Origin of the sequence: Candidatus Latescibacter sp. (assembly GCA_030692375.1) — a bacterium.
In the GTDB taxonomy this organism is placed as follows: Bacteria; Latescibacterota; Latescibacteria; order Latescibacterales; family Latescibacteraceae; genus JAUYCD01.
The window spans coordinates 1-11,965 of the sequence record JAUYCD010000166.1 but is presented as its reverse complement, the minus strand read 5'-3'; the positions used below and the strand labels follow the sequence as shown (position 1 = coordinate 11,965).

9 protein-coding genes are annotated in these 11,965 nt (G+C 51.3%); 1 reads left to right on the top strand and 8 read right to left on the bottom strand.

Translation table 11 applies throughout. The annotated features are described in order from the left end of the window. Positions 1–250 precede the first annotated feature (250 nt). From ispG to rpsU, 4 genes are all read right to left on the bottom strand, one after another. Entirely contained in the window at positions 251–1,318 is a 1,068-nt protein-coding gene (gene ispG, locus Q8O92_10020) for a flavodoxin-dependent (E)-4-hydroxy-3-methylbut-2-enyl-diphosphate synthase (protein ID MDP2983649.1), read from the bottom strand. 205 nt (positions 1,319–1,523) lie between these two features. Then, positions 1,524–3,926: an endonuclease MutS2 gene (locus Q8O92_10015; protein ID MDP2983648.1), complete on the bottom strand. Its 2,403-nt coding sequence runs from the start codon at positions 3,924–3,926 to the stop codon at positions 1,524–1,526. Then, a complete protein-coding gene (locus tag Q8O92_10010; GenBank protein ID MDP2983647.1) occupies positions 3,904–4,464 on the bottom strand; it encodes a CvpA family protein in 561 nt (186 codons plus the stop codon). The genes Q8O92_10015 and Q8O92_10010 overlap by 23 nt, the downstream gene beginning before the upstream one ends. Before the next feature lie 97 nt (positions 4,465–4,561). After that, on the bottom strand, positions 4,562–4,756 hold the full coding sequence (rpsU, locus tag Q8O92_10005; protein ID MDP2983646.1) for a 30S ribosomal protein S21: 195 nt from the start codon (positions 4,754–4,756) through the stop codon (positions 4,562–4,564). 261 nt (positions 4,757–5,017) lie between these two features. Here rpsU and Q8O92_10000 point away from each other — a divergent pair, with 261 nt between their 5' ends. Further along, positions 5,018–5,653: a hypothetical protein gene (locus tag Q8O92_10000; protein MDP2983645.1), complete on the top strand. Its 636-nt coding sequence runs from the start codon at positions 5,018–5,020 to the stop codon at positions 5,651–5,653. A gap of 111 nt (positions 5,654–5,764) precedes the next feature. Here Q8O92_10000 and Q8O92_09995 read toward each other — a convergent pair whose 3' ends face one another. The 4 genes from Q8O92_09995 to Q8O92_09980 form a co-directional block, all read right to left on the bottom strand. Then, positions 5,765–7,504, bottom strand: coding sequence for an Ig-like domain-containing protein (locus Q8O92_09995; protein ID MDP2983644.1), 1,740 nt, complete (start codon positions 7,502–7,504; stop codon positions 5,765–5,767). A gap of 477 nt (positions 7,505–7,981) precedes the next feature. Further along, positions 7,982–9,163: an ArgE/DapE family deacylase gene (locus Q8O92_09990; GenBank protein MDP2983643.1), complete on the bottom strand. Its 1,182-nt coding sequence runs from the start codon at positions 9,161–9,163 to the stop codon at positions 7,982–7,984. A gap of 309 nt (positions 9,164–9,472) precedes the next feature. Beyond that, positions 9,473–10,363: a Cof-type HAD-IIB family hydrolase gene (locus tag Q8O92_09985; protein MDP2983642.1), complete on the bottom strand. Its 891-nt coding sequence runs from the start codon at positions 10,361–10,363 to the stop codon at positions 9,473–9,475. Continuing rightward, entirely contained in the window at positions 10,360–11,745 is a 1,386-nt protein-coding gene (locus Q8O92_09980) for a replication-associated recombination protein A (protein MDP2983641.1), read from the bottom strand. The genes Q8O92_09985 and Q8O92_09980 overlap by 4 nt, the downstream gene beginning before the upstream one ends. Positions 11,746–11,965 lie beyond the last annotated feature (220 nt).

Sequence of the window (11,965 nt, the reverse complement as noted above, 5' to 3'; positions counted from 1 at the left end):
CCTTTCATAACAATACCTTAAGTATAATAAATCTAAACCGCCATGTCAAGCTAAATATTCATTTATTTTATTTATTTATAATAACTTATGTCAATATTATCCTTTTGTCGCCCTCGCCTTAATAAGGGGGGTAGGGGGGATTAACCTCTCGGATGATCACCTTAGCTTATTTAACGACTTACCTATTTAGATTAATTAATCGTGGTAATCCTTGAATCCGATAAATCAGTGGTTCAGACAGTCTCTTTCTTTACTTTCCTTCCTTCATATCCTTCTCAATCAGCCCAAAAAGCTCGTCGATAAGGTTTTCCTCAGCCACCTTGCGGACGACTTCCCCCTTGCGGAAGAGGAGGCCGAATCCATTCCCTCCTGCAATACCATAATCGGATTCGCGCGCTTCCCCGGGGCCGTTCACCACGCATCCCATGACCGCGATGATGACTGGTGCGGTAATCTTCGCCGCCCGGCGCTCAACTTCCTCCGCAAGCTGCACGATATCTATCTCCGTACGGCCGCAGGAGGGGCAGCTCACTATTTCCGGCCCTATCCGGCGAATGCCCATCGCCTTAAGGATGGAAATCCCTGTATAAACCTCTTCCACCGAGTCGGCAGTGAGGGAGACCCGTATGGTGTCTCCGATGCCGTAGGAGAGGATGCCGCCGATTCCGCAGGCCGACTTGATGGTGCCGTACCGCAGGGTGCCCGCCTCGGTGATCCCGATATGGAGGGGTGTATTACGTTTTTCGGCGAAAAGCGTATAAGCATGAATAGTATTCATGACGCTGGAAGATTTGATGGATACGCAGATATCGTGAAACCCGAGGTCATCGAGGAGGTCCACTTCTTCAACCGCGCTTTCCACCAGCGCTTCCGGAGACGGACTCCCGAAACGGTCCAGGATTTCTTTTTTCAGGGAGCCGGAATTCACTCCTACCCGTATGGGTATTCCCTTCGCCATGGCGGCCTGGGCTATCTCCCGCACCTTGGTGGGAGAGCCGATATTGCCCGGATTGATGCGCAGTTTGTCAATCCCTGCCTCTAACGCTATAAGCGCCAGGCGATGGTCGAAGTGAATATCGGCTATGAGCGGAACATCCACTTCCTTCCGGATTTCGAACAGAGCCTCTGCCGCCTTATGGTTGGGAATGGCGAGACGGACCATTTCACAGCCGGCTTTTGTCAGCGCCTGAATCTGAGATACTGTTTTTGCCACATCACGGGTATCGGTGCTGGTCATGGATTGCACGGTGATAGGGCTTCCTCCGCCGATCGGGACTGACCGTACCATGATTCGCCTTGTTTCATTTCTTGTGTACATAACGTGTTTTTAATCCTTTTTTATAGTTCTGAGAGTATTTTCTTTCATTGTTTTCTCAGGAAAATTTTTACGTTCGTAGACCCTGAAACTAGTTCAGGGTGACACGTGTCATGCCGAACTTGTTTCGGCATCTATCTTTAAAGACAGTGACATGCCCCAGATAATCATAGTGTTTTCTTTGTCGCTTACAAATATACTCCCTTTTTTATTTATTTAAAGTAACCACCGTCACACCGTAACTTCCTTCGTTCCAGTTTCCCAGCCTCCGCGAATCCACAAACGGATGTTTATCCAGCCAGGGACTGATTTTACTCCTGAGCGCGCCGGTTCCCTTCCCGTGAATGATCGTGGCGGTTTCGATGCCGGACAGGTGAAGCCGGTCGAGAAAGAAATCGAGAGCCTCACGGGCTTCATCGAAGGTCATTCCCCGGAGATCGATTTCCGTGGATTCGATCTCCACCGAAGGGGCGCTCACCCTGACCGTCTGCTCGGTCTTCTTCAGCTCTATTTCGAATCCTGAAAGGTCGGAAGCGTTCACCACCAGAGAAGCCTTGCTCTTCCCTGCGAGAATACGCGCCCTGCGGCCCCCGTCCAGCACCTGTTCCACTGTCGCTATGGCGGAGATACTGTCTACCCAGACCCTTTGTCCTCTTTTCAATTCAACAAGAGGCGGCCGCTTTTTTTTCTCTTCATGCCGGGGGATTTGATCGGCCTTCTTCTGAATTTCCGCCGCCGCCTGGCTGACCAGAGATTTCGCCTCAGCAATGGAATCGCGGGAGGCGTTCTTTTCCTTGATCAACCGTATCGCTGACTCGATGCTCCTGTTAGCGGTTTCCATGATTTTTTTCGATTCCGAGATCGCTTCGCCGAGCATTTCCTGCCTTTTTTCCGAGTACTCGCGGAGTTTTATCTCATACTTCTCCTTTTCCATCTCCATGCGCAGGCGCTCGGATTCGGCTTTCCGGCGCTCATCTTCAGCCTGGCGAACCCGCTGGTCCATCTCCAGGATCAGGCTCTCCAGGCTCTTGCGTTCGCCTCCCGCCAGGGTCTCGGCGTCGCTCAGTACTGATTGGGGCATGCCCATCCGCGCGGCTATCTCGAAAGCATAGGAGGATCCGGGAATCCCCGCGCGAAGTACAAAGGTCGGGCGCAGGTGTTCGCTGTCAAATTGCATGGAGGCGTTCATCACCCCCTCGGTTTCATGGGCGAAGACTTTCAATCCGCCGTGATGGGTTGAGGCGAATGTGATCGCCCCGATAGAGGTCAGCCTTCGGAGCACCGCAAGCGCTATCGCTTCGCCGTCCGCCGGATTAGTGCCTCCTCCGAGCTCATCGAGAAGTACGAGCGATCCTCTCCCTGCTTCACGGAGGATGGTGACAATCTGCTTCATATGGGAGGAAAAAGTGCTCAGATCATCCTCGATGGACTGCTCGTCGCCGATGTCGGCGTACATTCCAAACGGGAGAAACACCGTGGTTCCCTCTCCGGCCGGCACAGGCAGCCCCGAGAGCGCCATAGCGGTAAGCAGCCCAACCGTTTTGAGCACTACGGTTTTCCCGCCCGCGTTCGGGCCGGTGATGACTATGGTAACCGCCGATTCTCCGATTTCCATGTCCAGAGGCACCACCCGCGAACCATCCGTTTTTTTACGGTATTTCCAGTCCAGGAGAGGGTGACGGCCTTTCTTGATGTTCAGGGACACGCTGTCGCTGATTCGAGGGATGCTTCCCTCCGTAATGACACCATATCGTGCTTTTGCGGTAATCACATCCAAACGGACGATGATATCCTGATTCCGGCGGATGTCCTCTGCCGACCGTGAGATAAGAGCGCTCAGCTCCAGGAGAATCCGGTTGATTTCCTCCTGTTCGGCCAGCTCGAGCTCACGGACCTGATTGTTCCCCTCGATGGAGGCAAGCGGCTCGATGAACAGCGTCCGCCCGGTCTGGGAACGATCATGGACAGCGCCGGGCACCCGGTTTTTCATGGCGTCGCGAATCGGAATGACAAACCTGCCGTTCCGCAGGGTAATCACCCGCTCTCCGACCACCTCATCGGAAAGAGCGTTCAGCGTTTTCTCTATCAGGCTCCGAAGTGAAGCCTTCGCCTGTTCCAGTTTCCGCCGTATGGAACGTAATTCCGGGGAGGCATCTTCGGAAACGGTCAGATCGGGAGTTATCACCTTGCGGATTGTTTTCTCAATTTCCTCATGGGGAACGATGGGAGCCGCAAGGCCGCTCATGATCGGATATTTCTCCGCCCGGTCAGAAAAATACTCCTTCAGGCAGCGGGCGATGGCCAGATTCTCCGCGATGGCGGCGATAGTCTCGATCTCCAGCCGGTGCCCCTGGATGCCCATGAGGGGGAAAACTTCGCGAAGATCGTGAAGAGACAAGCCGGGCAGGGGATCGTCAAACCGCAGTGCCCGTATAACCTCGTCCACCTCATCCAGGAGCCGCCTGATTTGAATAATGTCATCCAGGGGTGAGATTCCGGCAAGCATAGACTGTCCCGCGGAGGAATCAGCCAGGGAAGAAACAATCTCGCGGATGCGGTCGAATTCAACTACACGAAGCGCGTGGCTGTCAAATGATATTGGAAGGGGCATGGGGCTTTTTCCTTGGTTCCGGGAAAACAGGTTCTCGTGAAAAATGTTTAAACAATTTGATTCCTCCTAGAGTGATCACCGGTATGGATCGTGAGATAAGCCGGGTCATCGGGGGGCCGCTGAGAGATGATCCATACTGCTTATTCCAAAAACTATTCTGAGGCATCAGGGAAAGAAGCAGAGCCAGAATCCCCCCCAGGAAAACGGCTTTGAGGATGCCGAAAAGCGTGCCCATACCGCTGTCGAGCATTCCCAGGGGAGTAAGATGAACAACCTTGCGGAGGATATTTCCGAGGATGGCAAAGAGAACAGATCCGAGGATAAACACAGCCAGAAAAGCCAGTATTACCGCCGCTTTGTGGGGAACCAGGGGCAGCCAGCCGGCGAGCTTTCCGATCGGCTCGGCAAAAACCGCCATGGCAACGACGGTTATGATGAAACCGGCAAGTTTGACCGCTCCTCGTACCAGCCCCTCGCGAAAGCCGGCAATTCCCATTACCAGGATTAACAGTATAACAATCGTATCCAGTATATTCATGGGCATGACCTCGTTGCCTCAAAGCAAAGGCGGTAGTCACATTATCCATAGACTACCGCCTGATCATCCGGTCGAGCATCCCGCACCTCGCCAAAAGCTAACCAAAGGCTTTTTCCAGCTTGATCTTTTTGCGTTTTGCCGCATTGATCTTGCGTTTTTTCCTTTCGCTGGGTTTTTCGAAATGCTGATGCTTTTTCATGTCGGATATAATTCCAGCCTTTTCGCAGGCCTTTTTGAATCTTTTCAGCGCTTTCTCGAACGGTTCCTGTTCACGAACAATAACTCCTGGCATCCAGTAAGTACACCCCCCCATCATATTCGATTTATGAAACATTTAGTGCACTGTTACCAAAACTACAAAAACGGACAGGTAGGAAAAATAATGAAGTATAAAGCAAAGTGCAAGGGTTATTTCTGAAATTTCTGTGAAAAAAAAGAGTTGTAAAGTGTACTGAAAATATATAAATTACACCACCAATCAATGATTTATAAGTCAGGTCCACCTTTTTTTTCACCGTTCTCTTTTTACCACTTTTTTACGAAGGGGATTTACATGCAGCGTGTCAAAGTTCTTGCATTTCTCGTTCTGGCAGCTTTTCTGGCGTTCTCGTGCAGCAAGGATGACAACAGTACGCCCACCGGCGGAAATACCACTGGCAATTCAAGCGCCGGTTCTCTTGCTACTCATACCGGAAACAACACCGTGGTGACCGAAAGTAATGTGAACACGGTTACTCAGCTAATTACTACAAAAGCCAGTGATGTTTTTAGCAGGGCGCTGACAAAAGTCAGCTACGGGGCTGCAAAGCCTGCCGTCGACATAACTCTTGCCGGAGATGTGACCGGTACCAAATCCGGAAAGGCTGTGGTGAATGGCAAATACACAATGAGCTCGGACCAAAAATTATTAACCTACAACTTTACTTGTACATTCTATGATTTTTCAGACGACAATGCACTTTTCCTGGGTGGGGCGATTGTTTATTCCGGATCTTACAATCTGACTACGAATGTCTATGACCTTACCTACAAGGGCGGCCTCAAATTCAACGGAACATACAGCGGCACTCAGGATTTCACCACCAGTTATAAATATGATATGAGCAAATCCAGCATGACTATTGTTTCAACAAATACCTGCACCTCCGGCGGAAAGACCTTTTCTTTCACCTATAATTACCCGCAATGAGTCGAGTGAGAACGCGTTCTCTATAATGGAAATTCAAAGGGCGGCATTAGTATGCCGCCCTTTGTGCATGAAGAAGGTTTTGAGGGAAACCTGTTTGCAAGGAGAAGTATATTACTTCATAAACATCAGTTTCATCGAGGTGGATTTGCCGCCGGCTTTCAGCAGATAGAAATAAACACCGCTGGTCACTGTGGCGCCCCTGCTGTCTGTTGCATCCCATACCACCGAATATCTCCCGGCATTCATCCTGGAATTAACCAGCGTTTTAACTTCCTGACCGAGAATATTATAAATACTCAGCGTTACCCATGAAGCTTCGGGTATTCGGAATGCAATGATTGTGGTCGGGTTGAAAGGATTCGGCATGTTCTGCAGGAGCTGGAAATCCTGAGGAATGGAGTTTTCCACTTCGGTCGGCCCTGTTGGGGCAGGCGCGATTACGATTGTGGAGAAGTGCGCCACTTTCCCGGTGATGACATTCGCCAACGAATCAACTTTCACATCAGTAATGCCGGGATCATTCTGAAGCTGTCCCGAAGCCGAGGCAAAGAACATCCCAATCTTGGAGGGAGTAATACCCATTTTGTCCAGAAGGCCTCGTTTGAACGGCAAGGTAAGCTCCAGGGGAATATCGAATTTGTAAGGGCTTTTCACTGCTCCATCGACTGTAACTTCAAAGGTTACTCCGGCAACAATGTTATCCCCAAATGTCACATTCCTGGCAACATCGTCAACCTTGGCAAATACGGGTAGTTTGAATGTAATGGTAATATCTTCATGCAGGGAATTTTTGGGGAAGGTGAGCTTCATGCCGTTTAAAAAATTGAGCGGATGAGGTATTCCCCCGATGGTGACAGTGCCGTTCTCAACCGTACCCGATCCGAATTTCGTGATTTTACCGTCCGGTAACTGCCGGAAAATGGCGACTTGGTTGACGCCGGCATCCACAGGAGGTTCCCCCTGGGTGACCGTAACGAACGCCGTATCCGCCGCCGCCCCAGTTGATGCGATAACCTGGACGTCTCCGGCCGCAAGGGCCTTAAAAAGCCCGGTATCGTCGACTGAGCCCAGCGTCTTGTTGTTTACCGCCCATTTAACAGTCGCCTGGACTTCGTTCCCTTTTGCATCTTTGAGGCCTGCTTCGAACTTGACGGTCGCACCAACCGCAACACTCGCTTTCTCCGGATAGATCTGAAGGATTGCCACCGTCGGTTCCTGCACCGGCGGCTGTTCGGCAATTACTGTAACCTTCGCAGTATCAGACACAGCACCGGCTTTGGCAATCACCATCACACTCCCCGCCGCCAATCCCTTGAACAGCCCGTTTCCATCAACGGAACCGATCTTCTGGTCGGACACAGACCAGGTTATGACAGTTTGTATCCGTCTGTTGAGGGAATCTCTGGCTGCGGCCTCAAACTGGAGGGTTTTACCTACGATGACCGTTTCCTTTTTGGGGGAAATTTCAACCTTTTTGGCTGTTGCTCCTCCGGTTGTGGCGCTTCCTGCAATCACTGTAACCCGGGCATTGCCTTTCTTAACTCCAGCAGTTGCGGTAATTATGACTTCTCCCGCCTTCAAAGCTTTGAAGAGGCCGGTCTTATCGATGGAACCGAGATCTGTTCTGTTGACCGACCAGGTAAAGGTGGTATCAACCGCAGCGCCGCCAGCATCAAGAGCTTTAGCTGAAAATTGAATTTCACCTCCAACCTGTACTGTTGCAGAATCAGGCGATACGGTTACTGTGGTAATCGGCCCCGATCCTTTAGCATACGTTACTCCTGGACTTACCATAAACGTCGTGAGCGCCAAAACCGCTGACACCGCCATGAGACACATCGAGCGTTTCATACAAACCCCTCTTTTTTTGAGATTGTGTAATACGTCGGGAAACTTACTTTAAGAACTCCGTGGATTAACATACCATTCCCTTTAACCAAAAGATGTGACATTTGTCACAAACAAAGCATTTTCTTAGAAAATGAAAGCTTGCCAAGTGCTGCATATGAAGAAAAGGGGAAGATTTCAAATCTGCCCCTCTATCCTTTTCTGCACTTCCAAGGATAATCTTATGTGGGTATGCCATTAGATAAGGTTCGTGATCGTATCTTTAGATGCCGAAACAAGTTCGGCATGACACGTGTCATCCTGAACTCGTTTCAGGATCTAAATGTGCATTCAAGGCGCAATATTTTCAAAAATACTTACCAAATGACATAACCGGATAATCATCTTATTCTTTATTCTTTTTTTCTCTTTGTGTATTTGCGAGAGAAATATTTTTTTCTTCTGTCTTCTGACTTCTGGCTCCTGTATTCTTCCTTTTCTTTACATTCCCGCCATGAGCGCCGTATAGCTCCGGGCGGCTTCCACCAGGTCGGCGAGCGGAACGAATTCATCTTCGGTGTGAGCCTGGGCGATGGAGCCGGGGCCGAAAATAATGGCGGGAATACCCATTTCAATCAACACCATGGCGATGGTTATCCCCGGACAGCCGGAAATGACGGCCTTTTTCCCTGTCGCCTTTTCATACGCCCTGATGGCGCGGAGAGTGAGCGGATGGTCGGCCGGGATTGTTTCCGCCTTGGCCTTGTAGCTTCGCACCCGCCAGCCTTCCGGCTCTTTGGTTTCGTGGATATTGATGCCGTGCTCATGGTTCAAACGATCCATGAGTTCATTGAGCTGCTGCTGGATCATCTCCGGAGGGGTTTCGGGGATGATGCGCGAGTCCAGGCAGGCGATGCAGCGGTCGGGCACCGCGGAGAGATAGAGCCCCCCATCGATTTTTTCGAAATTTACCGTGCACCTGCCGAACCATTGATTTTCCACATTCAGGTAGGGAAGCTTCAGATATTCGGTGATGAAAAGGACCATGTTGTGGATGGCGTTGACTCCGAGGTAAGCGAGGCCGGAATGCGCCGACTTCCCTATGGTTTCGAACGCGGTAACAAAGCAGCCGCGATTTCCGATCTGCACCTCCAGTTCGGTCGGCTCGCAGGAGATAAGCCCCTCGTATCCTGCATAAAGCCCCTGCTGCCTTGCCCAGTAGTAACCGGCTGTCCCTCCGAACTCCTCATCGATGTCGCTGAAAAAAGTAATCCCGCCCCGTGGTCTGAATCCTGCGCGGACCAGCGCCTTGAAAGCGCAGAGAATGCCGGCGATTCCGCCTTTCATGTCGCAGGCGCCGCGGCCGTACATCTTGCCGTTACGGATTTCCGCGCCGAAGGGATCGACTGTCATCCCCTCCACCGGTTTCGTGTCCATGTGGCCGTTGAAGATGTACCTGCCCGGCCCGCCGGTCGCTCCGAAGTCCGCAAAGAAATTCGCCCGGTCGGTATTGTATGGATAAATTCGCACAGGGATGCCCAGGTCTTTGCACCAGCGCTCCATGAAATTCACCATGCCCAGCCCCTCATATCGGGTGAGAGAAGGTATTCGCACCATCTCCTGAGTGACCTGGATAACTTCTTTTTCGTCAAGCATGTTCAGGCATTTGTCCACATCGACCATTATTTTTCCTTTCAGTCCTCTATGGTATCGAACCCTTCTGTAACATAATTCTATATTGGTTATGTCGTTAAGTCAGCAACATACGTAAATAAGAGTAATTGATTGCTCCTGTGACTTTAAGTATCCCCCCTGCCTTCGGCATCCCCCCTTATTAAGGGGGGAACTTAGAGAGAGGGTTCTGTCAAATCTTAAAAAATGTTTATATAGTAAAGTGAACAATTTTCTTTTTACCCCCTTAATAAGGGGGGTAGGGGGGATATATCTTTCGGATAATCACCTTGGCTTACTTAACGACATACCTGTTCAATCCTATTTGAAAAACCGCTCCGACAAAACCACCTTTTCTACCACTTCCGCCAGGCCGGAATCGTTATTTGACGCCACCACAACCCTGGCCAGTTTCCGGATTTCTTCCGGGGCATTCCCCATGGCTACTCCGACATCGGCGCCTGCAATCATGTCGGCGTCGTTGTAATTGTCGCCCACCGCAACGATTCTTCCCTTCGGTATCTCCAGCCATCCGGCCATAGAGTGGAGCGCACGGTTTTTGGAGACATTCTCACCCATGATCTGGAGAAACCAGAACTCGTGATCCTTTCCCCCGAAATGCGCGCTCTCAAAGGGAAGCGACATCACGCTAACCGGATACTTTTGAAGCGCCTGCCTGATCCGGAAGATCGTGTGACGGTCCTCAATCATGCCGATCTGCATGACATCATCTGCATGCTCCAGAATATCCCGAACCCGGACGCTCCGGCGGTCGTTGGTCAGATACCAGGTAAAGTACTCGCAGGCGTTTTCAAGGGTGTCATAGAACATGCTCTGATTGAAAATGTTCGTGTTGTAAAGAACCGGTATGGCCCCGTTTGCCCGAACAGCCCCGATAACTTCTCGTGATACCTCGGGAGGGATTTTATCCAGGCGCAGAATACCCGCCTCCCGCACGTTAATAATACAGGCGCCGTTGCTGAACAGGGCATAGCGGACAAAGGGAAGGCTCTCTATCACCTGCTGGGCGGCATACCAGGTGCGGCCGGTGGCGATGACGATTTCCCAGCCGGCGTGGATAACTCTCTCCAGCGCGCTGTATACCGCGTCTGTGATGACTCCGTGATCTGTGATAAGGGTCCCGTCAACATCGATCGCCAAAAGACCTTTTGCAGTATCGTTACTTTCCTTATTGTGCTTTCTTTCGGTCACTCGCTCGTTTCCTTCCCTTTCTCTTCTTCCCGTATTTTTCGTTTCTGGTCCGCCCACCATCTCAGGCGTTCTCCCACGATTTTTTCATAGCCGAAACCGGTTGGGTGGTAATACACCTTCCCCAGGAGCTTTTCGGGGAGATGCTCCTGCCCGGAAAATCGGTCTTCGGTTTCGTGGTCATAGACGTAGCCCCTCCCGTATCCCAGCTCACGCATGAGCGGAGTGGGGGCATTCCGGATATGGAAAGGCACCGGAAGCTCCCCGAACTGACGGGCGTCATGGCGCGCTTCCGAATATGCCGTATATACCGCATTGGATTTCGGTGCGGTCGCGCAGTACACAATGGCCTGGGCGATGGCCAGCTCACCCTCCGGCGTCCCCAGGAAACGGTAGGCTTCGGTGGCGGCTATGGCCACCTGCAGGGCATGGGAATCCGCGATTCCGATGTCCTCCGCGGCGAACCGCACCACACGGCGCGCGATATACAGGGGGTCCTCTCCTCCCTCGAGCATACGGGCAAACCAGTAGAGAGCTGCATCCGGGTCTGAGCCGCGCATGCTTTTGTGGATTGCCGAGATGATATTATAGTGCTCCTCGCCGGCGCGGTCATAGCGGAGCATTCTCCGCTGGGCGGCTTTTTCCACATCGGAGAGAGTGACAATCCGGCCTTTCTTTCCTCCCTTCCTTGCCAGGATTGACGCCTGCTCAAGGGTATTCAGCGCGCGGCGGGCATCCCCTCCGCTGAATGACACCAGAGCTTCAGTGGCTTTATCCTCGATTCCGGCAACGGTATTCCCCAATCCACGCTCCCTGTCCTCTACCGCATGAGAGACTATCCTGCGAATCTGCTCCTCGGTGAGCGGATCCAGCACCAGCACCCGTGACCGTGAAAGGAGCGGCGCTATCACCTCGAACGAGGGATTCTCGGTTGTCGCCCCGATGAGAATGATGGTGCCGTCTTCGATATACGGCAGGAAGGCATCCTGCTGGGCTTTGTTGAACCGGTGAATCTCATCCACGAACAGGATGGTTTTTTTCTTGCTTTGACGGGCATAGGCTATCACTTCACGAATGTCTTTGACACCGCTGACCACTGCGGAAAAAGATACAAACTCCGCATCGGTATAATGGCCGATCAATCTTGCCAGGGTGGTTTTCCCTGAACCGGGCGGCCCCCAGAGGATAATCGAAGATATCTGATCCTTTCTGATCGCCTCCGAAAGAAACGCCTCTTTCCCGACCAGGTGCTCCTGCCCCACGAATTCCTCGAGTGTTTCAGGACGCAGGCGCTCGGCCAGGGAATGGCGTTTTGTTTCAGCCCCTTCTTTATTCTCGGAGTCAGGTTTCTCGAATAGATCCGGTTCTTCCGGTAGGAGTTTCATAAAGTATTTCTCTCGCAAAAAACGCAAGGAAAAGAACGAACAAATTTGACAGGATTAACAGGATTAATAAGATTGAACCTAACCCGAATTATGCATGTAAAAGAGATTTTAGTCTCTGTTAACGTTAAAACTACAGCCCCCTAAATCCCCCAAAGGGGGACTTAAAAGACTGCAATACAAGGCTTAATTGGTTTTTTTAAAAAAGTTACACCTTCACATT

What these genes read in the sequence shown, in the direction of transcription:
- Q8O92_09995 (MDP2983644.1), bottom strand. Translation starts at nt 7,504, where the DNA reads ATGAAACGCTCGATGTGTCTCATGGCGGTGTCAGCGGTTTTGGCGCTC.
- rpsU (MDP2983646.1), bottom strand. Translation starts at nt 4,756, where the DNA reads ATGCCAGGAGTTATTGTTCGTGAACAGGAACCGTTCGAGAAAGCGCTG.
- Q8O92_09980 (MDP2983641.1), bottom strand. Translation starts at nt 11,745, where the DNA reads ATGAAACTCCTACCGGAAGAACCGGATCTATTCGAGAAACCTGACTCC.
- ispG (MDP2983649.1), bottom strand. Translation starts at nt 1,318, where the DNA reads ATGTACACAAGAAATGAAACAAGGCGAATCATGGTACGGTCAGTCCCG.
- Q8O92_10010 (MDP2983647.1), bottom strand. Translation starts at nt 4,464, where the DNA reads ATGAATATACTGGATACGATTGTTATACTGTTAATCCTGGTAATGGGA.
- Q8O92_09990 (MDP2983643.1), bottom strand. Translation starts at nt 9,163, where the DNA reads ATGGTCGATGTGGACAAATGCCTGAACATGCTTGACGAAAAAGAAGTT.
- Q8O92_10000 (MDP2983645.1), top strand. Translation starts at nt 5,018, where the DNA reads ATGCAGCGTGTCAAAGTTCTTGCATTTCTCGTTCTGGCAGCTTTTCTG.
- Q8O92_10015 (MDP2983648.1), bottom strand. Translation starts at nt 3,926, where the DNA reads ATGCCCCTTCCAATATCATTTGACAGCCACGCGCTTCGTGTAGTTGAA.